This window comes from Cohnella rhizoplanae (genome assembly GCF_948329515.1).
Classification (GTDB): Bacteria; Bacillota; Bacilli; order Paenibacillales; family Paenibacillaceae; genus Cohnella; species Cohnella rhizoplanae.
The window spans coordinates 228,799-255,198 of the sequence record NZ_CAOJCN010000003.1; the positions used below are offsets into that span (position 1 = coordinate 228,799).

Here is a 26,400-nt window from a genome sequence, read left to right on the forward strand (position 1 = left end):
ATGCGCTTGTTCAAAAAACAAAAATCCTTGTGGATTCTGTTCATCGTATCGCTCGCCGTCATTTTGCCGTTCGCGGCGCCTTATCTGACGATGAATCCGGCCGTCAGCCGCGTGGAGTTGAACGCCGCGAAGCTGCAATTCCCGATTCTCGTCGCGCATATCGGCTTTGCGCTGGTCGCGCTGCTGACCGGCTTCGTCCAGTTCGCGGAGCCGATCCGCCGCGTGCGGCCCAAGCTGCACCGCTATGCGGGCATGCTCTATGTCGCTAGCGTGGGGATCAGCGGTATTCTGGCGGTCGCGCTCGTATTCTACATGGCCTCGTTCGCGAAGGCGACGGGCTTCCTGATGCTGTCGGGCGTATGGCTGTACGCCAGCTGGCAAGGCTACCGCCATGCCCGGGCGGGTGCGTATGAAGCGCATCGCAGATGGATGATTCGCAGCTTCGGGATTACGCTCGTGGCCGTCAGCGGCCGGCTGGCGATGCCCGCGCTGCTGCTGGCGTACGCGCTTCTCCACGGCTTCTCGCTTCCGGAAGGCAGGGAGGGGATGGTGCGGGAGGCGCTCGAGGTCAACATCTGGGTCGGGCTCCTGGCGAACATGATCGCGGTCGAGTGGTTCGTGCTGAAGCCGGCCGCGGCCCGCGCGCGCTCGTGATCGTGAACAATACGCCAAACCTAATTTAGCAATCCTCACAATAAATCCTCTGTCTACTGTCCATGGCAATCCCGGCGCGCTATGATAAGATCAGGCTAACAGATGATGTCGCCTATGCTGACATAAACTGAAGGCCGAAGGCCACTTGCCATGGAAAGGTAGGATCCCGATGAGCCTGGAAGCCTTGAACGCGCGCGTGAAAACCGACCTATCCTATCTCGCGTACGGCGGGGCCACCTGGGTCCGTCCGACTCCGCATCCGGAAGGCCATGTCTACGATGCGGTCATCGTCGGCGGCGGCCAGAGCGGCCTGGGGATCGCCTTCGGCCTCTTGCGCGAGCGGATCTACAATATACTGATCATTGACGAGAATCCCGAAGGCGCCGAAGGGCCGTGGGAAACGTACGCGCGCATGATGACGCTGCGCACGCCCAAGCATCTGACCTCGATCGATCTGGGCATACCTTCGCTGACGTTCCGGTCCTGGTGGGAGGCGCAGTTCGGCCCGGAGGGGTGGGAGGCGGTCGACAAAATCCCGCGCGGCGACTGGATGAACTATCTGCGCTGGTATCGCCAGGTACTGAACCTGCCCGTCGTCAACGAGACGAGGCTGAGGCTGATGGAGCCCGCGGGCGACGGCATTCACCGGCTCCATCTCGAAGGTGCCGGGGCGCTCTCGCCGGCGCTGCTCGCGCGCAAGGTCGTGCTGGCCACGGGCGTCCAGGGCGGCGGCGAATGGCATGTGCCCCCGATGATCGCGGAGAGCTTGCCGACCGGCCTCTACGCGCATACGTCCAAGGCGATCGACTTCGGAGCGCTCCGCGGCAAAAGGGTGGCGGTGCTCGGCGGAGGCGCGTCCGCCTTCGACAACGCCAACTTCGCGCTCGCCGAAGGCGTGGCCGAAGCGCATGTGTTCGTGCGGCGCCAGTCCCTGCCGCGCGTCAACCCGATCCGCCAGATGGAGGGCTCCGGCATGATCGAGCGCTTCGCGGCGCTGTCCGACGCGGACAAATACGCGGTCATCTCGCACTTTTTCAGGTTCAATCAGCCCCCGACCAACGACACGTTCGAGCGCGCGAGCGCCTGGCCGGGCTTCGCGCTCCATCTCGGCGCGCCATGGCTCGCGGTGCGGCCGGAGGGAGGCGGCGCGGTCGTGACGACGCCGCAGGGCGAGCATTACTTCGACTTCCTCATCGTCAGCACCGGCCTGCTCACCGACCCGGCACTGCGCCCCGAACTCGCGCTCGTCGAGCGGCACATCGCCCGCTGGGGCGACCGCTACGCGGCGCCTGCCGAGCTGGCGAGCCCGCTGCTCGACGCGCATCCGTACCTCACGCCCGGCTTCGCCTTCACGAGCCGCGATCAAGAGGGCGAAGCGCCGCTGCACGGCCTCTTTACCTATAACTACTCGGCCCTCGTCAGCTGCGGCATCTCCGCGTCGGCGCTGTCCGGCATGAAGTATGGGATCCCGAGACTCGTCTCCGCTCTGGCGGACCAGCTGTTCCTCGACGACCGGGGGGAGACGCTCGGCCGCTTTTACGCCTACGACGTCCAGGAATTCACGGGCGAGTGGCCGCGAACGCCCGTAATTCAAGCGTAGTCCTCCTTCGGTCCGGCTTCCGCGCCAACTTCACCGCATGCACGGCTGCCGCCAGGGAAGCGATCCCCGAGGCGGTTTTTTGCCGTTCCATCGACCTGCATGCGGCATCGCTTAACTGTCCGCAACCGCGTGGCGCGCCCCGCCGGAAGCCGGGTCCTGCCCTTCGATGCGGTAGGACGCCCGGCCCAAAGCCATATCGCCGCGTTCCGTCGGCGCGTGGCCGTAAATATTGCGGTAGGCGCGGAAGAAGGAGGAATAATGGCCGAAGCCCGCGCTCAGGGACGCCGCGTTCGCGGTCTCGCCCTGCATCATGAGCTGCCTGGCGAGGACCACGCGTTTGTGAATCACGTAGTTGCCTACGGTCGTGCCGGTCGCCCGCCGGAACATTTTGTTCAGATGATGCTTGCTGACGAAAAAAAGCGCGGATAGCGCGTCGAGAGAGATGTCCTCGGCGATGTGGGCGTTCAAGTAGCCGATGATCCGATCGACGGTCTGCCTGGGGCGCTGCTCGCCCTCGGCGCGGCGGATCGTGCGGCGCATATGCAGCAGCTGGGACAGCAGCGCGCCGAGCCGGATGCGCAGCGCCATGTCCCGGATGTCGGCGCTCATTCCCGTACAAGCCATCAGCTGCTCAAAGTAGTCGCGCATGCCGAACCGGTCCGCGTCCGCGATATAAATATCCTCGGGCGCGGCCGCGTCGTGGAAGGGCGACAGCAGAAGAGGGCGCTCCTCGTCGGACAGGATGGACGGCTCGAAGTGAACCGCGAAGCGTTCGTAAGGGCGGTCGCTCTCGACCTTGACCCCGTGGAAAACGTTGGGGGAGATCAGCAGGAGGCTATGAGGCTCGGGCACGTACTTGACGCCCTCGACAAGGTAGCTCGCTTCGCCTTCGATAAAATAATAAACCTCGTAAAAATGGTGGCAATGAAGCGCGTAGGCATCGGTTCTGCGACGATCCAGGCCGTGGTGGAACCAAATGGAATCGGTCGTGATCTGCGAGATATTCCCCATGTTAATCCCCCCCTTTGTACGCCTGGCAGGATCCAAGACCGCTATTTTCGCAATGTCTGTCGTGCTTTTCACAATGGAAGCATCCTCGCGAATCCCTATACTTAAAGGTATCACAGATCCGCCATGGATGACGAGGAGGAAGTCTGATCCGATGAAGTTGGGCGCACAGCTGTACACCGTGAGAGATTATATCCAGACGGAGACGGATATCCGCAGATCGCTTGAAAAGATTGCGAAAATCGGTTACACGTCGATCCAGGTGTCCGCCATGGGGCGCATCGCCCCCGAGGTCCTGCGGAGCGTATGCGACGAGCTCGGGCTCGAGATCGCGCTGACGCATGTAAGCGTTGACAGGCTGTTGAACGATACGGATGCGCTTATCCGCGAGCACGACGTGCTGGGTTGCAAATATATCGGCCTTGGCGCGCTCCCGGACAAATACCGGACGGCGGAGTGGTACGGCTACTTCGCATCCGACTTCCGCAAAGCCGCCGCAGCGATCGCGGATGCCGGCAAGCAGTTCATGTACCACAACCACAACTTCGAATGGCAGAAGATCGGCGGACGCAGGATGATCGAGCGCATGCTCGAGGACTTCTCGCCGCGGGAGATGGGCATCACGCTGGATACGTACTGGGTTCAGGCGGCGGGCGCCGACGTATGCGAGTGGATCGGCAAGCTGGCCGACCGCATTCACTGCGTCCACCTCAAGGATATGGACGTCCGCGGCATGGCGCCGGTCATGGCGCCTGTTCTGGCGGGCAACATGAACTTCCCCGCGATCCTTGGCGCGCTGGAGAAGGCGGGCACGACGCAGTATCTGCTCGTGGAGCAGGACACATGCGAAGGCAGCCCGTTCGACTGCCTGGAGACGAGTTATCGCAATCTCGCGGACCTCGGGTACCGCTGAACCTCATGGAGAACGGAAGGAGAGTCGCAGGATGAAGCAGCTTAAACTTGGCATCGTCGGCATGGGCAATATGGGGTCCTCGCATGCGAAAAACCTGATCGCCGGCGCCGTGCCGGAGGTGCATCTCGCCGCCGTGGCCGAGCGGGACCCGGCGCGGCTCGCGCAGGCGAAGGCGTATCTTCCCGCGGAGGCGGCGCTGTTCGACTCGCCGGAGGCGCTCATGGACAGCGGCCTGTGCGACGCGGTGCTGATCGCGACCCCGCATTACGAGCATCCGGAGCTCGCGATCAAGGCCTTCGAGCGCGGACTGCACGTCCTCTGCGAGAAGCCGGCCGGCGTGTACGCGAAGCAGGTGCGGGAAATGAACGAGCGGGCTGCCGCGAGCGGCGTCGTGTTCGCGATGATGTTCAACCAGCGGACGAACCCGGTCTACCGCAAGATGCACGAGCTGGTGCAGGGCGGCGAGCTCGGCGCGATCAAGCGCGTGAACTGGATCATCACGGATTGGTACCGGACGCAGACTTATTACGATTCGGGCAGCTGGCGCGCGACCTGGGCCGGAGAGGGCGGCGGCGTGCTGCTGAACCAGTGCCCGCACAACCTGGACCTGCTGCAGTGGATCTGCGGCATGCCGAGCCGCGTGCGCGCCTTCTGCCATAACGGCAAGTGGCATGACATCGAGGTCGAGGACGACGTTACCGCCTATCTCGAATTCGAGAACGGCGCGACGGGCGTATTCGTGACGAGCACGGCGGATTGTCCCGGCACGAACCGGCTCGAGATCACGCTCGAGTGGGGCAAGCTCGTATGCGAGCACGACAAGCTCACGCTATACAAGCTTGACCGGAACGAGCGCGAGTTCTGCTACGACAAGACCGTGGGCGGCTTCGAACGCCCGTCTTCTACCGCGCAGGCGATCGAGACGGAGGGAGAGAATCCCCAGCACAACGGCGTCATCGCCGCCTTCGCCGGACATATCCTGAGCGGCGCGCCGCTCACGGCGGACGGGGCGGAAGGCATCCGCAGCCTGACGCTGTCCAACGCGATGCATCTGTCCAGCTGGCTGGAGCGCACGGTCGACATGCCGCCGGACGAGGAGCTGTTCCTCGCCGAGCTGAACAAGCGTGCCGCCGCGTCCAGGCATAAGACGGGGACCGGAGCGGTATTCAGCACCGAAGGGAGCTACGGGACTTGAGCGATATGCAGAAAAACGACGGCATGAACTATGCGCCGAAGGGCAAGCCGAGTCCGGTGGTCGCGGCCGGGGAATTCGCGTTCGCGGCGATCGCGCTCGATCACGGCCATATCTATGGGATGGCCAACGGCCTCACGGAGGCCGGCGCGACGCTCAAGTGGGTATACGACCGAGACCGCGGGAAGGCGGAGGCTTTCGCCAAGGCCTTTCCGGGCGTCCGGATCGCGGCGAGCGAGGACGATATTATGGGCGATCCGGAGATTCGGCTCGTCGCGGCCGCGGCGGTCCCGTCCGAGCGATGCGGATTGGGGCTGCGCGTCATGGACGCGGGCAAGGATTATTTTACCGACAAGGCGCCCTTCACGACGCTCGGCCAGCTCGCGTCCGCCCGCCGCAAGGCGGCGGAGACCGGAAGGAAGTACATGGTGTACTACAGCGAGCGCATTCACGTCGAGTCGGCCGTTTATGCCGGGCAGCTCATCCAAGAGGGCGCCATCGGGCGCGTCCTGCAGGTGATCGGACTCGGGCCGCACCGGCTTAACGCGCCTTCGCGGCCGGATTGGTTTTTCCGCAAGGAAAAGTACGGCGGCATTCTGTGCGATATCGGGAGCCATCAGATCGAGCAGTTTCTGTACTATGCCGGCTGCTCGGACGCCCAAGTATTGCACAGCAAGGTCGCCAACTATGCGAACCCGGATTACCCGGAGCTGGAGGATTTCGGTGACGCGACGCTCGCAGGGGATAACAGGGCTACGCAATATTTCCGCGTAGACTGGCTGACGCCGGACGGCCTCAGCACCTGGGGAGACGGCAGAACGACGATCCTTGGTACCGAGGGCTATATCGAGCTGCGCAAATACGTCGACATCGCCCGCGATCGCACCGGAGATCATGTGTATCTGGTCAATCGGGCCGGGGAGTTTCACGAGGAAGTGCAAGGCAAGGTCGGGTTTCCGTTTTTCGGCGACCTGATCCTCGATTGCATGCACCGCACGGAGCGGGCCATGACGCAGGCGCATGCCTTCAAGGCTGCCGAGCTCTGCCTGCTCGCGCAGGAGAAAGCCATCCGTCTCTGAATCCGCCACCCCTCTCAGCCGCATGAATGCGAGCTTGCTCGAATCGAAGAAGCGGTCCGCCCCGTCCCTGGGGAGCGGGCCGCTTCCTTTTGCGAATAAACGCCCTTACACGATCACGAATCCGGCAGGCAAGCAGCCCGTGCGGCGAATCATCTGTACCTGCCACGGCTTCAGGCAATAGCTGGAGATGATCAACGACCCGGGCCCTTGACCGCCGAACAAGGCGTTCAGGTTCCGGATGTTCGTCGTGCCGCGATAGATGCGGTAGCGCCCCTGGAAGTTCGCTTGGCTGAATAGCACCAGCGTCCCTTCCCGGCTCGGAGAATAAAAGCGAAGGCTTCCTAGCCGGCTGTAAAGGCGGTCCAGATTGCGGAGCGCGCGGTTGCCGCGCCACACGTACCGCTTGCCGCAATCATTTTCGTCTCGATACAGGTACAGTCTCGGGTAGACCTGCGCATGGGAGAGCGTTGCGCGCATCGGCGTGTCCACCTCCTTTCTATACATAGGATATGGCGACTGAGGACAGGCCGACTGGGGAGGAGCGCCACTCCGAATGCCTCTTTTTCACTGAATAATGCTTGACAGTGCGCTATAAATCAAACTAATATTACCTGCAAACACGGAATAATAAGGAGGGATATGATTTGAATATCGAAAATATCGAAGCCTTCGTCCATGTGCTCCATTACGGCAGCTTCAACAAGGCGGCGGAAGCGCTTTTTCTGTCGCAGCCTTCCGTCACGGCGCGGATTCAGTCGCTCGAACGGGAGCTGGACTGCCAGCTGTTCGACCGCGTCGGCAAGCAGGTAATCTTGACGAACAAAGGCAAGCTGTTCAGACCCTACGCGGAGCAGCTCCTCGACACGTACCGCAAAGGCAAGCAGCAGGTCCGTCAGACGCAAGCCGCCAAGGAAGAGGTGCGGATCGGCTGCACCGTGTCCGCCGCCCAATATTTGCTGCCGCTCATCCTGCCCGAGTTCCGGCGCCGCCACCCGTCGCTCCGCCTCAAGCTGACGACCGCCACGTCGGAGGATATCGGCGCCCGCGTGCTGGCGCGCGAGCTCGACATCGGCTTCGTGCGCAAATTCAATCATCCCGGCCTGAATTCCGCCGTCCTGTACGAGGATCCGATCCGGCTTTACGTTCAGCGGGAGCACGCGCTCGCGTCGAATCCGCATCCGCGGATCGAGGACCTCGCCGGGGAACCGCTCCTCTTCTTCGAGTGCGGCGCGCTCGATTGGCTGCGCATCCACCGCGTGTTCGAGAGCCAAGGCTTGCTGCCCAATCTCATCCTGCAGACGGACAACGCGGAGACGGCCAAGCGTCTGCTCTTGCAGCAGGAAGGCATCTGCTTCCTGCCGGGGATGAGCGTACGCCGCGAAGAAGCGGAGGGCACGCTGGTGCCGATCCATTTCCCCGAGACGTCGGGCATCGGTCTCATGACCAGCCTGATCAACGGGCAAGGGGAGAACGAGGCATTCGCGCGCTCGCTCAAGGAGATCGCCGCGCGCGTGCTGGCGGGCAAAGAATCGGCATATCGGATTGTGTGATCCACATATAGAACTTATCTATTAGAAATCGTATTGACGCGCTTCCGCCAAGCGTGTAGATTAATGACCATATAATCCTTACTAAACGGGTAAGAATTATAAGTTATCGAAAAAGCAAGGCATCGACCCGACATCCGGAGATCGCCGCTGCATTCATCTAAGCAGGATAAAAAGGGCGGAGGAATCGGTATGAAAAGAAAAGTATGGTCCGGTGCGGCAAGCATCGTATTGACGGCAACGGTGGCGGTGACGGCCGGGTGCGGCAACAACAACAACAACAACGAAAATGGGGCTGCGGCGGCGACCGCATCGGCTCCTGCAACTACATCGGCAGCTTCGCAAGCGAGCGCGTCCCCGGCCGGCGAGGTCAAGAAGATCGTCGTCGGGACGGGTACGCAGTTCCCGCAAGTGGCGTTCCTGGACGACAAAGGGAAGCTGACGGGGTTCGACGTCGAACTCGTGAAGAAAATCGACGAGCGGCTGCCAGGCTACGAATTCGAGCTGCAGACGATGGACTTCGGCAACCTCCTGCTGAGCCTCGAGACCAAGAAAATCGACTTCGTCGCCCACGAGATGGAGAAAAATCCGGAGCGCGAAGAAAAATACCTGTTCAACAAAGAGCCGTACGCGCACTGGCGCAACAAGATCATCGTCGCGAAGGACAACGACACGATCAAGTCGCTCGACGATCTCGCGGGCAAAAAGGTGCTGACGGGCGCGACGAGCGCCGAAGCGCAGATCCTCGAAAACTATAACAAAGACCACGACAAGAAAATCAATATTATCTATCAGAACGGCGCCGCGAACGATACCGTGAGCCAGATTTCCACGGGCCGCGTGGACGCGACGCTCGGCGCGGACTTCTCCCTTTCCCTTATCGATCCCCAAGGCAAGCTCAAGACGGTCGGCGACGACCTCAGCGAAGCCGACATCCTGTTCGTCTTCCGCAAGGGCGAGGCCGATTCCCAGCAGCTGGCCGACGACATCGACGTCGCGATCAAGGAACTGAAGGCAGACGGCACGCTCGGCAATCTCAGCAAAGAATGGCTCGGGCAAGACTTCACGGCCGACATCGCCAAATAGCGTCAGAGAGGGTGAACGCACATGGGCGCATCAGTCGATGTCTCCTATGTATTCGAGTATTTCGTCCGGCTGCTGCCTTCCGTGGGAATCACGCTCGAGATCGTCGCGCTCTCGCTCCTGATCGGATCGGCGGTCGGCATGCTCGTCGCCCTGCCCCGTCTGTATCGGATTCCCGTCCTGCAGCGCCTGTCCCAGGTCTATGTCTCGTTCTTCAGAGGGACGCCGCTGCTCATCCAGCTGTTCCTGATTTACTACGGACTGCCCGAGCTGCTCAAGCTGGTCCACGCGGACGTCTCCCGGACGCCGGTGCTCGTGTTCGTCGTCGCGGCGTACGCGCTGCACAGCGGCGCCTTCATCTCGGAGGCGATCCGGGCCGCCGTAGGGGCGGTCGACCGCGGCCAGGTCGAGGCGGGCTACGCGATCGGGATGACGGGCTTCCAGGCGTTTCGCCGCATCGTGCTGCCGCAGGCGATCGCCGTGGCCATGCCCGTATTCGGCAACCTGGTCATCGCCAACCTGAAGGACACGTCGCTGGCGTTTTCCCTTGGCATCATGGAGCTTACGGGCAAGGCGCAGACGCTGCCGACCATGTCCCAACGCTTTTTCGAATCCTACTTGGCGCTCGCGCTGCTGTACTTCATCCTCAGCTTCATCCTGCAGAAGGGCCTCTACCGGCTGGAGCGGCGCTTGCTCCGGCATGAGCCGGCGGACGGATCGGCTTCGTCGCCTGCGAAGGGCAGGCGCGCCAGGCGCCGGGAGGCGGCCGCAAGGCTTAATCTGACCGAAGAGGGGGCGCTGCGATGAAGCTCGACCCGGCATTCATCTGGGAGGCGTTCGTCAAGCTGCTGTCCGCGATCCCGACGACGCTCGAGATCACCGTCGTGTCGGTCGGCTGCGGCTTCATCATCGGCATCGTCACCGCGCTGTCGCGGATCTATCGGGTGCCCGTCCTGCGGGAACTCTCCTCCGCATACGTCACCTTCGTCCGCGGGACGCCGATGCTCACGCACCTGCTGATCGTCATGTTCGGACTGCCGATCGCCATCGACGCGCTCTCCGAGGCGCTCGGGCTCTCCTTCCGCTCCGTACAGGTACCGATGATCGGCTTCGCCTACGTCGCCTTCTCGCTCACGGCCGGCGCCTATATGTCCGAGGTCGTCCGTTCGGGGCTGCTCGCCGTCAACCGGGGGCAGATCGAAGCCGCGTACGCGGTCGGCATGACGACTTGGCAGGCGCTGCGCCGCATCGTGTTCCCCCAGGCGTTCGCGGCCGCGCTGCCCAACCTGTCCAATTCCGTGATCGGCATGCTCCACGGCTCGACGCTCGCGTTCACGGCCTCGGTCGTCGAGATCAACGCCAAGGCGCAGATCGTCGCCTCTACCAATTGGAAGTTTTTCGAATCGTATATCGCGGCCGCGCTGATCTTCTGGGGACTAACGATCGTCATCGAGCGATTGACGGCGCTATTGGAGAAGCGCGTCGCCCGCTATGACAGAGGAGGGGTCGCATGATCGCGCTCAAGCAAATCCGCAAGTCGTTCGGCAAGCAAGAGGTGCTCAAGGGCATCGATCTGGCGGTCGAAAAAGGCGAGGTCGTCGCGATCCTCGGGCCGAGCGGCTCGGGCAAAACGACGCTGCTGCGCTGCATCAACTACCTGGAGCGCCCGGGCAGCGGGCACATCCGAATCGGCGACGCGGCGGTAGATTGCGGACATCCCTCGAAGAAGGACATTCACCGGCTGCGCGGCCGGTCCGCGATGGTGTTCCAGCAATATCATCTGTTCCGTCACAAGACGGCGCTGCAGAACGTAATGGAAGGGCTCGTCGTCGTGCAAAACGTGCCGAAGGAAGAGGCGCGGCGCCGAAGCGCAGAGCTGCTCGAGAAGGTCGGCCTCGGCGCCAAGCTCGACGCCTATCCGAGCCAGCTCTCCGGCGGGCAGCAGCAGCGTGTCGGCATCGCGCGCGCGCTCGCGCTCAATCCGGACGTCATCCTGTTCGACGAGCCGACGTCGGCGCTCGATCCGGAGCTGGTCGGCGAGGTGCTGTCCGTCATCCGCAAGATCGCCCGCGAAGGCATCACGATGATCATCGTGACGCACGAGATGGCGTTCGCCCAGGAGGTGGCGAGCCGGATCGTGTTCATGGACGACGGCGCCGTCATCGAGGAAGGCGAACCCGCCGAATTTTTCAGATCGCCGCGGGAGGAGCGGACCAAGCAGTTCCTCAAGCGAATGACGCCCGAGGGCGTCTACAACATCTAACCGAACGGAGCTGGAATCTATGGCCTTATCCCTTGGCATATTGGATCAGAGCATCATCTTCCCCGGACGGACGCCCGCCGAGGCGCTGCAGGGGACGATCCGGCTGGCGCAGCTGGCCGAGTCGCTCGGCTACGAGCGCTTCTGGGTCGCCGAGCATCACGATTCGCCGTCAGTGGCCGGTTCTTCGCCGGAGGTGCTGATCTCCCATCTGCTCGCCAAGACCGAGCGCATCCGCATCGGCTCGGGCGGCGTCATGCTGCAGCACTACAGCCCCTACAAGGTGGCCGAGAACTTCAACGTGCTCGCCACGATCGCGCCGGGACGGGTGGAGCTCGGCATCGGCCGCGCGCCGGGCGGCTTGCCCCGCTCGACGCGCGCGCTGCAAGGCGCGCAGGGCGAATCCGCGGGTCTGGATCGCAAGCTCGCCGAGCTCGAGCGGTATCTGACCGGACCGGCGGGCGAGGATCACCCGCTGGCCGGCGTGCAGGCGACCCCGCTGCCCGCGGCGCCGGCTGAGATCCATCTGCTCGGCACGAGCGTGTCCAGCGCCGAGCTTGCCGCTGCACGCGGCTATCCGTACGCGTTCGCGCTGTTCATCAACAACGACCCGGAAGCCGCCGCGCGCGCGTTCGAGACCTACCGCGCGAACTTCAACTACGAGACGGGCCGCCGGCCGAGGGCGATCCTCGCGCTGTCGGTCATCGCCTCCGACACCGAGGCGGAGGCCGCCGAGCTGGCCGGCGAGTTCAAGAACGTGCGGGTCACGCTGGCCAGCGGCAAGACGGTAAACGTCGGTACGCTGGAGCAGGCGGAGGAGTTCGCCCGGCAGGCGGGAGAGACGTTCACGGCCGAGGTCCGCGATGCGGACATCACGCGCGGCACCAAGGAGCAGGTGCGGGAGCGGCTTCTGGAGCTGGCCGGCGCTTACGGCGTCAGCGAGCTGCTGTTTACGACGATCCTGGCCGACTTCGAGAAGCGCGAGCGGTCGATCCGCCTCATCAAGGAAGCGTTCGAGGAGCTTCCGGTCGGCGTCGAGTGACCGCGAAGGAGGAACTGGCGATGGCTATAGGAATAGAGGAGGCGCTCGCCGGGCAGCTGATCGATATACGGCGTCATCTTCACGCCTATCCGGAGCTGTCCGGCGAAGAATACGAGACGACAGCGTCTATCCGGGGCTGGCTCGAGCGCGAAGGCATACGGATCGCCGCATATCCGCTGAAGACGGGCTTGGTGGCGGAGATCGGCGGCATGCGGGAGGGGCCCGTCGTCGCGCTGCGCGCGGATATCGACGCCCTGCCGATCCAGGAGGAGACAGGGCTGCCGTTCGCCTCGCGGCGGTCGGGTGCGATGCATGCCTGCGGGCACGACTTTCATACCGCCGCGCTGATCGGGGCCGCCGTGCTCCTGAAGCGGCGGGAAGCCGAGCTGCCGGGAACGGTGCGGCTGCTGTTCCAGCCCGCGGAGGAGAAGGCGAAGGGCGCGGCGGAGGTCATCGCGAGCGGGGCGCTCGCGGGCGTCGGCGCGGTATTCGGCCTCCACAACAAGCCGGACCTGCCGGTCGGTACGATCGGTATCCGGTCCGGACCGATCATGGCGGCCGCGGACGGCTTCGCGGTCGAGGTCGACGGAAAGGGGACGCACGCCGCCGTGCCGGAAGCGGGTATCGACCCGCTCGTGACGGCCGCGCACATGCTGACGGCGCTCCAGAGCATCGTCAGCCGAAGCGTCAGCTCGCTCGACAGCGCGGTCGTCAGCGTCACCAGGCTCAGCGCGGGCACGTCTTGGAACGTCATTCCGGAGTTAGCGATTTTCGACGGAACGATCCGCACGTTCGACGAGGGCGTCCGCGCCGAGGTGCGGCGCAGGTTCGAGCAGGTCGTGAACGGCGTGGCCGCCGCCTTCGGCACGACGGCGCGGACGCGCTGGACCGGCGGACCGCCGCCGGTCGTCAACGACGCGCGATGGGCGCGCACGGCCGCCAAGGCCGCGGCCGTGGCAGGGCTCGAGGTCGTAGAGCCCCGGCCTTCGCCGGCCGGCGAGGACTTCGCGCTGTATCTGAAGGAAGCGCCCGGCGCCTTCGTATTCCTGGGCACGAACGGCCCCCGCGAGTGGCATCATCCTGCCTTCGACGTCGACGAGTCCGCGCTCCCCGGGGCTGCCGCATACCTGGCAGCCGTCGCGGCCGAGGCGCTCGCGGCGTTGTCGGCCGAAGGCGCCGGTGCCGGGCCGCACGCCGCCGCCCGCGCCGAGTCCGGCGACGGGCGCGCCGAAGCGGGCGCGGTCACATGAGCGGCATCAGCGCTTATGACGTCATCGTCGTCGGCGCCGGCTCGATGGGGATGAGCGCAGGCTATCATCTGGCCGCGCGCGGGCTCCGGACGCTGTTGATCGATGCGTTCGACCCGCCTCATACGGGCGGCAGCCATCATGGAGAGCCCCGGCTCATCCGTCACGTCTACCACGGTGGCGGACATTACGTCCGGCTCGCGCTTCGGGCGGACGCATTATGGCGGGAGCTGGAGTCGCTCACGGGCCAGCGGCTGCTGGAGCGTTCCGGCGTGCTGAACGTGAGCGATCCGTGCGCCTATGCGTTCGACGGCCGGTTCGCCGACGCCGATCGCGAGGGCGTGCTTTACGAATCGCTGGACGCGGCGGAGATCGCGCGCAGGTGGCCCGGCTGGCGCGTGCCTGCGCATTATCGGGGCCTATACGAGCCGGACGCCGGCTATCTGTTCAGCGAGCGGTGCGTTGCCGCATACCGGAGCCTGGCTTTGGCGGAAGGCGCGGAGCTGCTGACGGATACGGCCGTACTCGGGATCGGAGCGCAAGGCGGCGGCCTTACGGTAAGCACGAGCCGCGGCGATTATGCGGCCGGCCGGGTCATCGTCAGCGCCGGGGCTTGGTTCAAGTCCTTAGCGCCTAGCGTGGATATTCCGGTGCAGGCCGTCCGCAAGGTCGTCGGCTGGTTCGAAGCCGACGAGCGGCTGTATGGAGCGGGGCGCCTGCCCGGCTTCACGTTCGGCGGACCTGGCGGCGGTTATTACGGATTCCCGAGCATCGACGGCGCCGGCGTCAAGATCGGACGCCACGACGGCGGCCGTCCCTGGCAGCCCGGCGAACGTCTCGAGCCGTTCGGCGCGTATCCGGAGGACGAATCCGATCTGCGGGCGGCGCTTCGCGAATTTTTGCCCGGCGCCGATGGCCGTCTCGTCCGCGGCGCTGTCTGCAAATACGAGCTCTCTCCGGACGAACAGTTCATCGTCGACGAGCATCCCTCATTACCCGGCGTACTCCTCGCCGGCGGGTTCTCCGGCCACGGCTTCAAGTTCGCGAGCGCGATCGGCGAGGCGCTGGCCGAATGGACCGCGTCCGGCACGCCGCCCGCCGACCTTCTGCCCTTCTCGCTCTCCCGTTTCCCGTCGGCAACCGCCGCTTCTACCCCATAAGGAGGCTGTTTCGCATGAGCAATCACAATGCCGATATCGAGGCTTTTTCGAATACTTATTCTTCGCTTCAGGAAGCCGTGCGCGGGCTGGACGTCGCCGCGTTGACCTGGAAGCCCGGACCGGGCAAATGGAGCGCGACCGAAGTGCTCGTCCACCTGGCCGATCACTTGATCGTCGTCTCCTTCCGCATCCGCGAGATCTTGTCCGGCTCGCAGACGCGCCTGCCCGCATTTAACCAGGATCCCTGGGTCGAAGGCCAGTACGGCAATGAAGCGGAGGCGGCGGACGTGCTGGAGGGTTTCGGATCGCTCGCGGCTTACAACGTTCTCCTGCTGCGCCGGCTGTCCCCCGCGGATTGGGAGAAGGAAGCGGTCAACGCCAAAGGCGACCGGATAAAGCTCGCCGACGTCGTACGCGGCTTCGCGGCGCATGCCGCCCATCATGTCGGCCAGATCGAACGGATCAAGGCAGCCGAAGCCGCTGCGCGCGGACTCGAGCCGTTGCCGTCCGCGCGAGAGGGGGCTTGACCATGGCGCAATCCGCCGTTCAAGTCCGCGATGCCGAAGACCGGGACCGCGAAGCGATCCGCGAGGTACTGCTCGCGGCTTACGGTCAATACGAGGGCACGATGCCCGAGGACCGGTGGGCGGAGTACAGGAACAATATCGCCGAGTCGGTCGACGCGCCGGGTCCGACCGCCCGCCTGGTGGCCGAGTGGGAAGGCAGGCTCGTGGGCAGCGCGGTGCTGTTCGACTCCTCGCTCGTCGCTTACGGCCGCGACCTCGGCATCGAATCCCCGATCATACGCTTGATCGCCGTAAAGCCCGAAGCCCGCGGCCACGGCGTCGCCACCGCGCTGCTCCGCGAGTCCGCGAAGCGAGCAAGGGCGTACGGCGCGGATACGCTCCACCTTCACACCTCCGATCTCATGGCCTCCGCCGTGCGGCTGTACGAGCGCCTCGGCTTCGAGCGCGCCTACGACAAAGACATATACAACGGCGATATCCTCGTCAAGAGCTACCGTCTGCACCTGAACGACGCCGCGCTGCTGAAGATTTAATCCGCGCGGCGACATCTCTGCTATATTAAAGGAGGAAATTACGATGAGCGCACGCAAAAAGCTGAAATTCGGCGCCCTTATCCATGGCGTCGGGGGCAATATCTCGGCATGGCGGCATCCGGAGATCCCGTCGGACGCCAGCGTCAGCCTGCCGTTCTACGTCCAGGCCGCCCAGAAGGCGGAAGAAGGCTTGTTCGACCTCGTCTTCATCGCGGACGGCCTCTATATCAACGAGAAGTCGATCCCTCACTTCCTCAATCGCTTCGAACCGATCACCATTCTATCGGCGCTGGCCGCCGTTACGAAGCGGATCGGACTTGTCGGCACGCTGTCCACATCCTACAGCGAGCCCTTCACCGTCGCCCGGCAGTTCGGATCCCTCGACCAGATCAGCGGGGGCCGCGCCGGGTGGAACGTCGTTACCTCGCCGCTCGAGGGCTCGGCGCGCAATTACGGGAAGACGGATCATCCGACCCACGACGAGCGTTATCAGATCGCCGAAGAATATCTGGCCGTTACGAAGGGGCTCTGGGATTCCTGGGAAGACGACGCGTTCGTGCGCGACAAGGCGTCGGGCGTGTTCTTCGACCCTTCCAAAATGCACAGGTTGGATCATAAGGGCAAGTACTTCTCCGTCGAAGGACCGCTGAACGTCGCGCGGTCGAAGCAAGGCCAGCCGGTCATCTTCCAGGCCGGCTCGTCGGAGAGCGGCAAGAACCTCGCGGCCAAGGAAGCGGATGCCGTCTTCACCGGCCAGGAGAACTTGCAGGAAGCGAAGGCCTTTTACAAAGACGTGAAGGACCGCGCGGTCGCCTTCGGCCGGTCGCGGGACGACATCGTCATCCTGCCGGGCATCGGACCGATCATCGGCCGCACCCAGGAGGAGGCGGAATGCAAGTACGAGGAGATTGCCAATCTCGTGTCGATCGACAAGGCGCTGGATTATCTCGGCCGGTTTTTCGAGCATCACGACTTCTCCCAGTACCCGCTCGACGAACCGTTCCCCGATCTCGGCGATCTCGGCAGCAACAGCTTCCGCAGCGGCACGGACAAGATCAAGAAAGACGCGCGCGAGCAGGGGCTCACGCTCCGTCAGGTCGCGCTTCGCGCGGCGACGCCGCGGACGGCCTTCATCGGCACGCCGGAGCGGATCGCGGACCTGATCGAGCAATGGCATGAGGAAGAAGCCTCGGACGGATTTATCATTCACTCCGCGTTCCCGAGCGGACTGAACGACTTCGTCGAGCATGTCGTGCCGCTGCTGCAGGAACGCGGCATCTACCGCACCGAATACGAAGCCGATACGCTGCGCGGCAATCTCGGCGTGCCGATTCCGGCCAACCGGCATACGCAGGCGAGGGCGTCCGTTCAGGTATAACCGAAATTAGATGTAGGGATGAAGCGGCGCCGATGCGCCGCTTCATCCCTTTTTGGCCTCCGGCCGGGCAGACAAAAACTGCCGACCGTCAGGTCGGCAGCGCGAAGAAGCGATGACGGAGAACGCATTCGGCGCCATAGGACGGTGGGGCCGGGCCTTCAGATGGCCGGAGGCACGGCCGATGAGATTCGGGCTGCGCGCCGGCCGATGATGTCGGCCTGGACGATCGCTTCGGCCAGCAGGCGCTCGCTGACCGGGAATGCCAAGCCTTTGGCAGTGTCCGCGTCAAAGGGCACAAAAGCGGCGACACGCGCGGCGATCTCGGAGGCGGCGCCGGCAAAGCCGAATTCCGCGAGCGTGACCGGCAGTCCAAGCTGCAGATAGAAGCCGGCCCAGTAAGCGGCTTCCTCGTGATGCCCTTCAAGCGACAGCTGCGCGAGCAAGCCGAAGGCGACCTTTTCGCCATGCAGCGTGCCCTGCGTCTCCGGGAACCAAGTCAGCGCGTCGTGAATGGCGTGGGCGAAGGCCGCGCGCTTCTCTTCGCCGCTCACGCTGCCCGCAAGACCCGCGAGCAGGAAGATCGCGTCGACGACGTCGGAGAATGCCGGATGCTTCTTTTCCTTTTCGGCTTCCCGGTAGACGGCGATCGCTTCGCGCTTCAAGATCTCGAGCGCCAGCAGCGATGTATGCCAGTTGATGCGCCCGTCGAGCCGGCCGTATCTGCCGTAGGACACGTTGATCCGCGTCTCGTACCACAAGACGACGCTATCGGCGATGCCTGCCGCCAAGTAACGGATGGGCGCATCGGCCAGAATATCGGCGTCCGCCAGCACGAGCGCGGGCGATCCGGCCAGCGCCTTGGAGCCGGCGATCCGGCCTTCGTCGTCGTACAACACGGCCGAAGCCGACCAGGCCGCGCAGGTGGCGGGGACGGTCGGCACGGTCACGACCGGCAAGCCGAGCTGCTGTCCCACGGCCTTGGCCAAGTCGAGCGCGCTGCCGCCTCCGATGCCGACGAGGAGCTCCGCGCCGAAGGAAGCTGCCTTTTCGCTGTAACGGTCGATCTTAGATGCGGTGCAGAACCCCTCAAAAGGGTAATAAGCGAATGCGATCCTGTCGTCGTAGAAGCGGCCGAGCAGTCCTTCCGATACGCTGCGCCAAGCCGTATGTCCGCCGATTACGACCGCTTTTAATCCTGCGTAGGGCGCCCAAGGCGCCGCTTCCCTAAGCACGCCCGGTCGATTCCAATATTGCGCAGGCGCTTTGATCTGGATCATCCGATATGCCTCCTTCGTGGTCACAAAGGACCGGTACCCGGCGAGCTTGGCGTCGCTTCGCGGAGGCAGGCGGTCCCCGGCGATCCGGCAAAATATAAAACACACTAAATATGTTGGAATAATAGGTTATATTTCGAGTATAGGTTGAACAGGATGTGGAGTCAACGGCGGTCGCGATAGATTTTCCCGATCTAACTTACAAATGTTCTATATAAACGATAGATGCGATTTCTCTTGTGCCGCTGCGCAGCTTCAAACTTGCATAAGGCTTGATATAATAAGGCTATTAAGGCGGGGGAAGTGAATCGGGATGGCGCGGGACGCGTTCCTGTGGTTGCGCAAGACAGGCATCGATCTCCAATCGGTTAAAACGGCGCTGGCCTGCGGTCTGTCTTGGCTGCTGGCGGTCGCCGCAACGCCGAATTCGTATCCATACTTCGCGCCGATCGCCGCCATCCTGACGCTTCAGGTGACGGTGGCGGATTCGATCCAGAAGGGCCTGTACCGGATCGTGGGGATCGTCGTCGGCATCGGCATCAGCCTGCTGGCCGGACAGTGGCTGAGCGTGAACGCGTGGACGGTGGCGCTGGTCGTGCTGGCCGGACTTGCGGTATCGCGCGCATTGCGCCTCAATGCGCAGATCGGCGCGCAGATCGGCGTCACCGCGCTGCTCGTGCTTGCGTTCGGCAACGCGAACGGCTACGCGGCATACCGTATACTCGAGACGCTGCTCGGCTCGAGCGTGGCGGTCGTCGTCAACCTGGCGCTCGTGCCGCGGGATACGACGCATGAGGCGCTTCATGCGGCATCCGGGCTGGGCAAGCGAATCGCCGACGTGCTCCGGGATTACGACAAGGCGGTCAGAGGCGAGCGGCGCCCGGCATGGGTGCTCGAGGATGCGAGGGGACTGCTGCGGCTTATTCAGAAAGGAAACGAAGCGACCGCGCTCGCCAGGCAGAGCCTGAAGTTCGTGCCGCTCGGCCGCGGGCGCCGCGATCGCGTCGAGCGCGTGTCGGACGCCATGGATCGGCTGGAGCATCTGTCGGTTCAAGCCCGCGGGATCGCCCGCAGCCTGGTCGAGATGGAGGCCGCGGGGCTGCGCATCCCCGAGCTCGTTCCTGCGCTCGTCGCGGCGGCGGACTGCGTCGACCGCTATGCGGACACGGTCTCGGACCTGTCGCCTCAGTCGCGCCAGCGGCTGCGCGAGGCAGTCGAGGACGCCGCCCCCGTGCAGCTGGAGTGCTTGAGACAGAGCATGACCGGCGCGGACCCCGAACGGCTCAAGCTGATCGGCAGCGTGTACGCGGATCTCGGGCGCATGCTGACCGAGGTCGGCCAAGCGTACGAGCGTGCGAGCGGGCGGAAGACGGCTTGACGGAATGAACTGTAACCATTATAATAACAGTATAGCCGGAGCCAAAAATGGCAAAAAGGCTCATCCTTACGAACAGGCGGTGATTTGCATGCGATTTGAAATAGGAGAATGGGTAGCCGGCACGACCAAACAAGGTGAATTGATCCAGGGCTTCGTGAATTCGATTCTGTCGATGCAAGGCGCCGCTGGCATATTCGTCACCGCGTCGGACCGCGACGAGGCGATCGGCACCGAGATCGTCGTGCCCGCGGGCGCGCTTCGCGCGCTGCCGCAGACGGCGCACTACAACGAGGAGCAGCTTCGCAACCTGATCGACGTGTCGCTGGCGATCCGCGACGCGGCTTGGTTCGGCGAACTGTCGGGCGAGCTCGCAGGCCTGCAGGCTGCGGAGGGCGACCGCAGGACGCCGGCGACGGACGTTCCCGTCGCTTGGCGCAACCGCCTCGGCCTCATCGCGCACGAGTAAGCGCGCCGTGCGCGCGCGCAAGCAACAGACCCCCTGACCGTCTGAGTTAGACGGGAGGGGGTCTGTTTGTTTATTTGCAAGATTTTCATTCCTACGTTAAGCGCCGATGCTCGCGATGAGGCTGCGCAGCTTGCCGGCGGAACGGTGCAGCAGCTCTCGCTCGGCGTCCGAGATCTGGATGTCGATGATCTCGCGGACGCCCTGCCGGTCCACGACACAGGGGACGCCGAGGAATACGTCCGATACGCCGTGAAAGTCGCGGAGGAGCGTGGAGACGTTCAGCACAGCGCCTTCGTCGCGCAGGATCGCGGTGCAAATTCGGTCGAGCGCGAGCGCGATGGCGTAATAAGTCGCTCCCTTGGCGCTTATGATCTGGTAGGCCGCGTCCCGCGTATTCGCGAAAATCTCGTCCTTGTCGGCGTCGCTCAAGGACAGCTCGGCGCCGGCAACGTTGGCCAGGCTCCACAGCGGCAGCTCGGAGTCGCCGTGCTCGCCGACGATATGGCCGTGCACGCTGCGCGGGTCGATTTTCAGCTTCTCGCCGATCAAGTAGCGGAAGCGCGCGCTGTCGAGCAGCGTGCCCGATCCGATGATGCGCTCGACCGGCCAGCCGGACTTTTTCCACGTGATATAGCTCATAATGTCGACCGGATTCGAGGCGATGAGCAGGATGCCCGTCGTATTATACTTCAGCACCTCTTCGACGATGCTGTCGATGATGACGGCGTTGCGCTTCAGCAGATCGACCCGCGATTCGCCTTCGCGTTGGGCGGCGCCGGCCGTAATGACGATAATGTCCGCATCCTTGCAATCCTCGTAGCTGCCCGCCCACAGATCCCCGCCGCCGAGAAACGGCATGCCGTGATTCATGTCGAGCGCGTCGCCGACGGCTTTTTTGTGATTGGCGTCGATGAGCACCAGCTCGTCCACCCGGTTGCGCAGCATGAGCGTATAGGCAGTCGTCGAACCGACGGCTCCCGCGCCGATGACCACGATTCTCGTTTTTTTCATCCGAATCCTCTCCTCGTCCTTAATGGGGGTCCTGCGATTTGTCGATGTCGTCCATGAACGGCTTATTTACATAATAATACATGTAGGCCATGAGTACGCCGCCCCCGATGAGATTGCCCAGCGTCACAGGAATCAAGTTGTGCAGCACGCCGCCGAGCGAGATGGTGCCGGGATGGTGCAGCACGAGCGCGATGGCGAACGTGCACATGTTGGCGATGCTGTGCTCGTAGCCCGAGATGAAAAAGCAGAAGACGAACAGCATCATCGCGAACATCTTGGCGCCGTTCTCCTTCATGGACATCGGGACGAAGAAGGCGAGGCAGACGAGCCAATTGCACAGGATGCCCCGGAAAAAGAGCTCGACCGCCGGCGTGTGCATCTTCTTGTCCACGACGCTGAGGAGGAAGCCGTTCACGCTCGCGTCCTTGAACAGGGCGGTGGCGAAGATCATAAACGCGAACAGACAGGCGCCGACGATATTGCCCGCGTAGCTCCAGCACCACAGCTTGATCGTGTCCGACCATCTGATTTTTTTGCGCAGCGCCGTGTAGGAATAATAGAACGTATTGCCGGTGAAAAGGTCGCCGCCCCCGTACACGATCAGGATGATCGCCGCGCCGAACGTGATCGCCGCCATGGGGTAAGTCAGGGGGGAGTGCTCGAGGTAAAAGTAGTTGCCCGTCTTGAAGGCGACGATGACGCCGAAGCCGATGAACATGCTCGCGAGCGCCGAGCGGGCGAGATAGCGAAGCTTGCTTTGCTTGAAAATTTTCATTTTTTTCTCCGCCAGTTTTTCGACCATGCGCAGAGATTCCGTTTCCATCGATTCACCGCCTCGCTCATTCCCATAGATGCCCAATCCTGCTTCGATTATGCCACGGCACGCGAGCCAGGTCTATCGTTTATTACCCCGAAACGCGGAGACCGGTGGGTATTGCGCCGATCGGCGTCCTCCCATGGGCGAGTCGGCAGGAATGTGGTAAAATATGAGACGTTCGAACACAATACGACCTGGAGGTGCGCTGACCATGATGAACGATACGCTGCACGACGCGCTGAACGAGCAGCTTAACTTTGAACTGCATTCCGCGCACGTCTATCTCGCGATGGCCGGCTATTGCTCGGCGGAGAGCCTGGACGGCTTCGCGAACTTTTTCGTCATTCAAGCCGAAGAGGAACGCTTCCATGCGTCCAAGATCTACAAATACCTGAACGACCGCGGCAAAAAGGTGAAGCTGAAGGGCATTCCGGATCCGCAGAACGAGTACGGCTCCATCCTCGAGGTATTCGAGCACGCCTACGAGCACGAGCAGGAGGTCACGCGCCGCATCTACCATCTGTCCGACCTGGCGCTGAACGACCGGGAGCATGCGACGATCCAATTCCTGAAGTGGTTCATCGACGAGCAGGTGGAAGAAGAAGCGCTGTTCGACAGCATCATCTCCAAGCTCAAGCGCATCGACAACGACAGCAACGCCTTCTTCATGATGGACGCCGAGTTCGCGAAGCGCTCCTTCACGCCGCCTGCGGAATAACGTTACATATTCACTTTGCATAGCAGCAACGATCGAAGCCCGGGAGTCGGATCTCCCGGGCTTCGTTTGCGTTGCCGCGCTAGCGTGGACTTCCTTCATCGAGCGGCCCGCTTGGCTGGATCGAGCTGTCGCGCCGCGCTTCGCGCCGCAGCGTGAACACGGAGAGCTCCGGCACGCTGCCGAACCGGACGCGCAGGCGCGTCGTGCCGATCCCCCGGTTCACGTACAGCAGGTACGGCCTGCGAGGCCGGCGCCGGTCGGATACGACGTGCAGCCCGGAGAGATACCGCTTGCCTAGCTGCGTGCGGACGAGCGCGCCGACGATCGGGAGCTTCACCTGCCCGCCGTGGCTGTGGCCGGACAGCTGCAGATCGATCGGATATCGGGCGAGCGAAGCCGCAACGTCCGGCTCGTGGACGAGCAGCAGGTTGAAGCCGTCCGGACGGAGCTTGGCAAGCGTGCGGACCGGGTCCGGCCTGCCCAGCACATAGTCGTCGAGGCCGGACACCGACAGATGCTCGCCGCCGGGCAAGCGGATTTTTCTCGTCTCGTTGAGCAGCAGGTCGAAGCCTGCGCGCGCGAGCGACGGATTGGTGCTGCGCTTGGTCCGCTCGTAGCCGAAGTCATGATTGCCGTAGACCGCGAACTTGCCGAGCGGAGCCTCGATACGGGACAGCAGAGGGGACAGATCCCGCTCCCGCTCCGGATTGCGTCTCCTGGCGTCGAACAGGTCGCCCGTGAACGCGACGATGTCCGGCATCTCCGCGTTGACGGCGTCGATCAGCTTGCTCAGGCTGGCCGTCGTATAGTCAGGCCCGACGTGCGTATCGCTGATTTGTACGATCTTGATACCGTCGAAGCCTGCAGGGAGCCATGCCGACGCGATCTCGCGGCGGGTCACGGCGAGCCTCGACGGCTCAATGAATATGCCGTATATGCCGCCGACCATGAAGACGGCGAATAATGCCGCCGCCACTCCGATTAACCATAGCCATTCCGTATCCGGCATCGCGCTTCCTCCTTCTCCCATTTTCTAAATGTATCAAAAAATGAGCCGCCGAACAAAATACGGCCGATAACGGGTAAGACTAGGGGAAGCGCGATTCAGCGGAAAGGGAGAGATGGCCGATGGCGAGAGCCTTAACGAACGCAAGGGCAGGCCGAAACGGGCAGATCGGGCGGACCGGTCATGACGGAAACGGCGGGAATCCCGGAAATACACGGCAGCGCAAGCTGCTGCTGAGCGCCGGGCTCAGCTGGCTGTTCGACGCGATGGACGTCGGGCTCATCTCGTTCGTCGCGGCCGCGCTGGCCGCCGATTGGGATCTCGGCAAGCAGCAGCTCGGCTTCCTCGCCGCGATCGGCTCCGTCGGCATGGCGGTCGGCGCCGCCGTCGCCGGCTCGATGGCCGACAGATACGGCAGGCGCGCGATATTGCTCGCCACGCTGCTGATCTTCAGCGTCGCCAGCGGACTGTCCGCGCTCGCGACGGGCTTCGCAATGCTGTGCTTGCTCCGGTTCGCGGCGGGCTTCGGCCTCGGCGGCGAGCTGCCGGTGGCCTCGACGCTCGTGTCCGAGTCGGTGCGGGCGGAGGACCGGGGGCGCGCCGTCGTGCTGCTCGAGAGCTTCTGGGCGGTCGGATGGATCGCCGCCGCGCTCATCGGCTATTTCGTGATCCCGGACTATGGCTGGCGGACCGCCTTCGTCATCGGCGCGCTGCCCTGCCTGTACGCCCTCTACTTGCGCCGCGCGGTGCAGGATCCGCCGAGATTCAAGGAGCAGCAGCGATCCCGCGCGCGTGTCAAGCTCCGCGACCGGTTCGCCCAGCTCTGGGCGCCGGGCCATCGGTCGTCGACCATAGCGCTCTGGGTGCTGTGGTTCACGGTCGTCTTTTCCTACTACGGGATGTTCCTATGGCTGCCGCAGGTAATGGTGCTCAAGGGCTTCAGCCTGGTCAAAAGCTTCGAATACGTCCTATTCATGACGCTCGCCCAGCTGCCCGGATACTTCAGCGCGGCCTGGCTGATCGAAAAGCTGGGACGCAAGCCCGTGCTGACGATCTATCTGACCTGCACCGCGCTATGCGCCTGGTGGTTCGGCGCTTCGACCAGCGACGCGATGCTCATGACGTCGGGCGCCTGCCTGTCATTCTTTAATCTAGGCGCATGGGGCGCGATGTATGCCTATACGCCCGAGCTATATCCGACGCGCATCCGCTCGACGGGCGTGGGGATGGCCGCCTCGTTCGGCCGCATCGGCGGGGTCATCGGACCTTACCTCGTCGGTTATCTGCTGGAGCGCGGGATGGGCATTAACGGCGTCTTCCTGATCTTCTGCGTCGCGATCGCCGTCGGGGTGGTCGTCCTGCTCGCGCTCGGCACGGAAACCAAGGGCGTAGATCCCGATGCCCCGGTCGCAGAATCGGCGGGGAACGCCGGCTGACTAGGCATATCAGGTAGGGTGAGCGCCGGATTGTTGCTGCGCGTGACTTCTGCGCATGACTTCTGCGGCCTGCTCCGCGATGCGTCTGCCTGGAACCGCCAGCCTGTCCTTCGACGCTGCGTTGGGCTATAATGAAGCATCTCGAGTTTATAGCGCAAGCGGAGGTAGATGGAAGTGTCTGGATTGCTTAACGGTCAAAATGTCATCGTGATGGGTATCGCCAACGAACGCAGCATCGGCTGGGGAATCGCCAAGTCGCTGCATGCGCAGGGGGCCCGCCTCATCTTCACGTACCGCAAGGAAAGATCGTACGAAAAGCTGGCGAAGCTGCTGGCAGAGAGCGGCATCGTGCCGCTGCTGACGGTGCAATGCGACGTGTCGGACGATGCGTCGATCGAAGCTGCGTTCGCTAAGATCGGCTCCGAGGCCGGCGTCGTGCACGGCGTCGTGCATTCTCTCGCGTTCGCGGACAAGGACGAGCTCGGCGGCGAGTACGTCGACACGTCGCGCGAGGGGTACCTGCTCGCTCAGGAATCGAGCGCCTTCTCGCTGGTCGCCGTCGCCAAGGCCGCGAAGCCGCTGATGACCGAGGGCGGCAGCATCGTCACCCAGACGTACCTGGGGGCGGAGCGCGTCATGCGCAACTACAACGTCATGGGCGTCGCCAAGGCAGCGCTCGAAGCGAGCGTCCGCTACCTGGCCGAGGACCTCGGCAAATACGGCATTCGCGTCAACGCCGTGTCGGCCGGCCCGATTCGCACGCTGGCGGCGAAGGGCGTCTCCGGCTTCAACGACATCATGAACACGGTCGAAGAAAAGGCGCCGCTCCGCCGCAACGTCGACCAGTCCGAAGTAGGCGACGCGACGATGTTCCTGATCAGCGGGCTCTCGCGCGGCATTACGGGCGAGGTGCTTCACGTAGACGCCGGCTTCCATATTATCGCGGGCTGACCGGCAGGCCGTCCTCTCCGTCGCGAAGCGGCAGGGGGACGGCCTGATTTTAGTTCATGGCCTCGTTCGATTTTGATTTGACGGCGTGCGCCAGTTATTATATAGTTGTCATGACAACTA

General features: G+C 63.5%; 27 protein-coding genes. 21 read left to right on the top strand and 6 right to left on the bottom strand.

Going from position 1 to position 26,400, the window contains the following annotated elements:
* Positions 1-6 precede the first annotated feature (6 nt).
* Positions 7-654, top strand: a complete 648-nt coding sequence (locus PQG80_RS07730) for a DUF2306 domain-containing protein (RefSeq protein WP_271750682.1) — start codon at positions 7-9, stop codon at positions 652-654.
* 169 nt (positions 655-823) lie between these two features.
* Positions 824-2,254: an FAD-dependent oxidoreductase gene (locus tag PQG80_RS07735; RefSeq protein ID WP_271750683.1), complete on the top strand. Its 1,431-nt coding sequence runs from the start codon at positions 824-826 to the stop codon at positions 2,252-2,254.
* Positions 2,255-2,365: 111 nt separating this feature from the next.
* Here the strand turns inward: PQG80_RS07735 and PQG80_RS07740 are convergent, their stop codons facing one another.
* Positions 2,366-3,265, bottom strand: coding sequence for a helix-turn-helix domain-containing protein (locus PQG80_RS07740; RefSeq protein WP_271750684.1), 900 nt, complete (start codon positions 3,263-3,265; stop codon positions 2,366-2,368).
* Between the two features lie 151 nt (positions 3,266-3,416).
* Here PQG80_RS07740 and PQG80_RS07745 point away from each other — a divergent pair, with 151 nt between their 5' ends.
* Genes PQG80_RS07745 through PQG80_RS07755 form a run of 3 tightly spaced genes read left to right on the top strand, consistent with a single transcriptional unit; the run spans position 3,417 to position 6,446 of the window.
* Positions 3,417-4,175, top strand: coding sequence for a sugar phosphate isomerase/epimerase family protein (locus tag PQG80_RS07745; RefSeq protein ID WP_271750685.1), 759 nt, complete (start codon positions 3,417-3,419; stop codon positions 4,173-4,175).
* A gap of 31 nt (positions 4,176-4,206) precedes the next feature.
* The gene (locus PQG80_RS07750) at positions 4,207-5,370 is read left to right on the top strand and encodes a Gfo/Idh/MocA family protein (RefSeq protein ID WP_271750686.1); all 1,164 of its coding nucleotides are present in this window, start codon (positions 4,207-4,209) and stop codon (positions 5,368-5,370) included.
* Positions 5,371-5,375: 5 nt separating this feature from the next.
* On the top strand, positions 5,376-6,446 hold the full coding sequence (locus PQG80_RS07755; protein ID WP_271750908.1) for a Gfo/Idh/MocA family protein: 1,071 nt from the start codon (positions 5,376-5,378) through the stop codon (positions 6,444-6,446).
* A gap of 105 nt (positions 6,447-6,551) precedes the next feature.
* Here the strand turns inward: PQG80_RS07755 and PQG80_RS07760 are convergent, their stop codons facing one another.
* Positions 6,552-6,923, bottom strand: coding sequence for a hypothetical protein (locus PQG80_RS07760; protein ID WP_271750687.1), 372 nt, complete (start codon positions 6,921-6,923; stop codon positions 6,552-6,554).
* 167 nt (positions 6,924-7,090) lie between these two features.
* Between PQG80_RS07760 and PQG80_RS07765 the strand changes: the two genes are divergently transcribed.
* The 11 genes from PQG80_RS07765 (at position 7,091) to PQG80_RS07815 (ending at position 17,223) form a co-directional block, all read left to right on the top strand.
* Positions 7,091-7,996: a LysR family transcriptional regulator gene (locus PQG80_RS07765; RefSeq protein ID WP_271750688.1), complete on the top strand. Its 906-nt coding sequence runs from the start codon at positions 7,091-7,093 to the stop codon at positions 7,994-7,996.
* 189 nt (positions 7,997-8,185) lie between these two features.
* Positions 8,186-9,079, top strand: a complete 894-nt coding sequence (locus PQG80_RS07770; protein WP_271750689.1) for a transporter substrate-binding domain-containing protein — start codon at positions 8,186-8,188, stop codon at positions 9,077-9,079.
* A gap of 21 nt (positions 9,080-9,100) precedes the next feature.
* Positions 9,101-9,883, top strand: a complete 783-nt coding sequence (locus PQG80_RS07775) for an amino acid ABC transporter permease (RefSeq protein ID WP_271750690.1) — start codon at positions 9,101-9,103, stop codon at positions 9,881-9,883.
* A complete protein-coding gene (locus PQG80_RS07780; protein WP_271750692.1) occupies positions 9,880-10,590 on the top strand; it encodes an amino acid ABC transporter permease in 711 nt (236 codons plus the stop codon). Before PQG80_RS07775 ends, PQG80_RS07780 begins: the two co-directional genes overlap by 4 nt.
* Positions 10,587-11,339, top strand: a complete 753-nt coding sequence (locus tag PQG80_RS07785) for an amino acid ABC transporter ATP-binding protein (protein WP_271750693.1) — start codon at positions 10,587-10,589, stop codon at positions 11,337-11,339. The genes PQG80_RS07780 and PQG80_RS07785 overlap by 4 nt, the downstream gene beginning before the upstream one ends.
* Before the next feature lie 19 nt (positions 11,340-11,358).
* Positions 11,359-12,378: an LLM class flavin-dependent oxidoreductase gene (locus tag PQG80_RS07790; protein WP_271750695.1), complete on the top strand. Its 1,020-nt coding sequence runs from the start codon at positions 11,359-11,361 to the stop codon at positions 12,376-12,378.
* Between the two features lie 20 nt (positions 12,379-12,398).
* On the top strand, positions 12,399-13,628 hold the full coding sequence (locus tag PQG80_RS07795; protein WP_271750697.1) for an amidohydrolase: 1,230 nt from the start codon (positions 12,399-12,401) through the stop codon (positions 13,626-13,628).
* Complete coding sequence (gene solA, locus PQG80_RS07800; protein ID WP_271750698.1) at positions 13,625-14,785, top strand: N-methyl-L-tryptophan oxidase; 1,161 nt, start codon at positions 13,625-13,627, stop codon at positions 14,783-14,785. Before PQG80_RS07795 ends, solA begins: the two co-directional genes overlap by 4 nt.
* Before the next feature lie 14 nt (positions 14,786-14,799).
* Positions 14,800-15,312, top strand: a complete 513-nt coding sequence (locus tag PQG80_RS07805) for a DinB family protein (RefSeq protein WP_271750699.1) — start codon at positions 14,800-14,802, stop codon at positions 15,310-15,312.
* A 2-nt stretch (positions 15,313-15,314) separates the two neighbouring features.
* Entirely contained in the window at positions 15,315-15,845 is a 531-nt protein-coding gene (locus tag PQG80_RS07810; protein ID WP_271750700.1) for a GNAT family N-acetyltransferase, read from the top strand.
* Positions 15,846-15,888: 43 nt separating this feature from the next.
* Positions 15,889-17,223: an LLM class flavin-dependent oxidoreductase gene (locus PQG80_RS07815; RefSeq protein ID WP_271750701.1), complete on the top strand. Its 1,335-nt coding sequence runs from the start codon at positions 15,889-15,891 to the stop codon at positions 17,221-17,223.
* A gap of 158 nt (positions 17,224-17,381) precedes the next feature.
* On the opposite strand, the gene PQG80_RS07820 is transcribed toward PQG80_RS07815, so the two are convergent.
* On the bottom strand, positions 17,382-18,500 hold the full coding sequence (locus PQG80_RS07820; protein WP_271750702.1) for an iron-containing alcohol dehydrogenase family protein: 1,119 nt from the start codon (positions 18,498-18,500) through the stop codon (positions 17,382-17,384).
* A 310-nt stretch (positions 18,501-18,810) separates the two neighbouring features.
* Here PQG80_RS07820 and PQG80_RS07825 point away from each other — a divergent pair, with 310 nt between their 5' ends.
* Complete coding sequence (locus PQG80_RS07825; protein ID WP_271750704.1) at positions 18,811-19,875, top strand: FUSC family protein; 1,065 nt, start codon at positions 18,811-18,813, stop codon at positions 19,873-19,875.
* A gap of 88 nt (positions 19,876-19,963) precedes the next feature.
* Positions 19,964-20,341, top strand: coding sequence for a hypothetical protein (locus PQG80_RS07830; protein WP_271750705.1), 378 nt, complete (start codon positions 19,964-19,966; stop codon positions 20,339-20,341).
* Positions 20,342-20,437: 96 nt separating this feature from the next.
* Here the strand turns inward: PQG80_RS07830 and PQG80_RS07835 are convergent, their stop codons facing one another.
* Positions 20,438-21,352: an L-lactate dehydrogenase gene (locus PQG80_RS07835; protein WP_271750706.1), complete on the bottom strand. Its 915-nt coding sequence runs from the start codon at positions 21,350-21,352 to the stop codon at positions 20,438-20,440.
* Between the two features lie 19 nt (positions 21,353-21,371).
* Positions 21,372-22,175 (bottom strand): formate/nitrite transporter family protein, encoded by an 804-nt coding sequence (locus PQG80_RS07840; RefSeq protein WP_271750707.1) that lies wholly within the window; start codon positions 22,173-22,175, stop codon positions 21,372-21,374.
* A gap of 208 nt (positions 22,176-22,383) precedes the next feature.
* Here PQG80_RS07840 and PQG80_RS07845 point away from each other — a divergent pair, with 208 nt between their 5' ends.
* Positions 22,384-22,887 carry a ferritin gene (locus tag PQG80_RS07845; RefSeq protein ID WP_271750909.1) on the top strand — a complete coding sequence of 168 codons (504 nt, stop codon included), beginning with the start codon at positions 22,384-22,386 and terminating at the stop codon, positions 22,885-22,887.
* Positions 22,888-22,966: 79 nt separating this feature from the next.
* Here the strand turns inward: PQG80_RS07845 and PQG80_RS07850 are convergent, their stop codons facing one another.
* Positions 22,967-23,896 (bottom strand): metallophosphoesterase, encoded by a 930-nt coding sequence (locus PQG80_RS07850; RefSeq protein WP_271750708.1) that lies wholly within the window; start codon positions 23,894-23,896, stop codon positions 22,967-22,969.
* A gap of 119 nt (positions 23,897-24,015) precedes the next feature.
* On the opposite strand from PQG80_RS07850, the gene PQG80_RS07855 reads away from it, so the two are divergent.
* Together PQG80_RS07855 and fabI are read left to right on the top strand one after the other, a co-directional pair.
* Complete coding sequence (locus PQG80_RS07855; protein WP_271750709.1) at positions 24,016-25,329, top strand: MFS transporter; 1,314 nt, start codon at positions 24,016-24,018, stop codon at positions 25,327-25,329.
* Positions 25,330-25,497: 168 nt separating this feature from the next.
* Entirely contained in the window at positions 25,498-26,280 is a 783-nt protein-coding gene (gene fabI / locus PQG80_RS07860) for an enoyl-ACP reductase FabI (RefSeq protein WP_432432728.1), read from the top strand.
* Positions 26,281-26,400: the final 120 nt, after the last annotated feature.

What these genes read in the sequence shown, in the direction of transcription:
- PQG80_RS07735 (WP_271750683.1), top strand. Translation starts at nt 824, where the DNA reads ATGAGCCTGGAAGCCTTGAACGCGCGCGTGAAAACCGACCTATCCTAT.
- PQG80_RS07740 (WP_271750684.1), bottom strand. Translation starts at nt 3,265, where the DNA reads ATGGGGAATATCTCGCAGATCACGACCGATTCCATTTGGTTCCACCAC.
- PQG80_RS07745 (WP_271750685.1), top strand. Translation starts at nt 3,417, where the DNA reads ATGAAGTTGGGCGCACAGCTGTACACCGTGAGAGATTATATCCAGACG.
- PQG80_RS07750 (WP_271750686.1), top strand. Translation starts at nt 4,207, where the DNA reads ATGAAGCAGCTTAAACTTGGCATCGTCGGCATGGGCAATATGGGGTCC.
- PQG80_RS07755 (WP_271750908.1), top strand. Translation starts at nt 5,376, where the DNA reads ATGCAGAAAAACGACGGCATGAACTATGCGCCGAAGGGCAAGCCGAGT.
- PQG80_RS07760 (WP_271750687.1), bottom strand. Translation starts at nt 6,923, where the DNA reads ATGCGCGCAACGCTCTCCCATGCGCAGGTCTACCCGAGACTGTACCTG.
- PQG80_RS07770 (WP_271750689.1), top strand. Translation starts at nt 8,186, where the DNA reads ATGAAAAGAAAAGTATGGTCCGGTGCGGCAAGCATCGTATTGACGGCA.
- PQG80_RS07775 (WP_271750690.1), top strand. Translation starts at nt 9,101, where the DNA reads ATGGGCGCATCAGTCGATGTCTCCTATGTATTCGAGTATTTCGTCCGG.
- PQG80_RS07780 (WP_271750692.1), top strand. Translation starts at nt 9,880, where the DNA reads ATGAAGCTCGACCCGGCATTCATCTGGGAGGCGTTCGTCAAGCTGCTG.
- PQG80_RS07785 (WP_271750693.1), top strand. Translation starts at nt 10,587, where the DNA reads ATGATCGCGCTCAAGCAAATCCGCAAGTCGTTCGGCAAGCAAGAGGTG.
- PQG80_RS07790 (WP_271750695.1), top strand. Translation starts at nt 11,359, where the DNA reads ATGGCCTTATCCCTTGGCATATTGGATCAGAGCATCATCTTCCCCGGA.
- PQG80_RS07795 (WP_271750697.1), top strand. Translation starts at nt 12,399, where the DNA reads ATGGCTATAGGAATAGAGGAGGCGCTCGCCGGGCAGCTGATCGATATA.
- solA (WP_271750698.1), top strand. Translation starts at nt 13,625, where the DNA reads ATGAGCGGCATCAGCGCTTATGACGTCATCGTCGTCGGCGCCGGCTCG.
- PQG80_RS07805 (WP_271750699.1), top strand. Translation starts at nt 14,800, where the DNA reads ATGAGCAATCACAATGCCGATATCGAGGCTTTTTCGAATACTTATTCT.
- PQG80_RS07810 (WP_271750700.1), top strand. Translation starts at nt 15,315, where the DNA reads ATGGCGCAATCCGCCGTTCAAGTCCGCGATGCCGAAGACCGGGACCGC.
- PQG80_RS07815 (WP_271750701.1), top strand. Translation starts at nt 15,889, where the DNA reads ATGAGCGCACGCAAAAAGCTGAAATTCGGCGCCCTTATCCATGGCGTC.
- PQG80_RS07820 (WP_271750702.1), bottom strand. Translation starts at nt 18,500, where the DNA reads ATGATCCAGATCAAAGCGCCTGCGCAATATTGGAATCGACCGGGCGTG.
- PQG80_RS07825 (WP_271750704.1), top strand. Translation starts at nt 18,811, where the DNA reads ATGGCGCGGGACGCGTTCCTGTGGTTGCGCAAGACAGGCATCGATCTC.
- PQG80_RS07830 (WP_271750705.1), top strand. Translation starts at nt 19,964, where the DNA reads ATGCGATTTGAAATAGGAGAATGGGTAGCCGGCACGACCAAACAAGGT.
- PQG80_RS07835 (WP_271750706.1), bottom strand. Translation starts at nt 21,352, where the DNA reads ATGAAAAAAACGAGAATCGTGGTCATCGGCGCGGGAGCCGTCGGTTCG.
- PQG80_RS07840 (WP_271750707.1), bottom strand. Translation starts at nt 22,175, where the DNA reads ATGGAAACGGAATCTCTGCGCATGGTCGAAAAACTGGCGGAGAAAAAA.
- PQG80_RS07845 (WP_271750909.1), top strand. Translation starts at nt 22,384, where the DNA reads ATGAACGATACGCTGCACGACGCGCTGAACGAGCAGCTTAACTTTGAA.
- PQG80_RS07850 (WP_271750708.1), bottom strand. Translation starts at nt 23,896, where the DNA reads ATGCCGGATACGGAATGGCTATGGTTAATCGGAGTGGCGGCGGCATTA.
- PQG80_RS07855 (WP_271750709.1), top strand. Translation starts at nt 24,016, where the DNA reads ATGGCGAGAGCCTTAACGAACGCAAGGGCAGGCCGAAACGGGCAGATC.
- fabI (WP_432432728.1), top strand. Translation starts at nt 25,498, where the DNA reads ATGGAAGTGTCTGGATTGCTTAACGGTCAAAATGTCATCGTGATGGGT.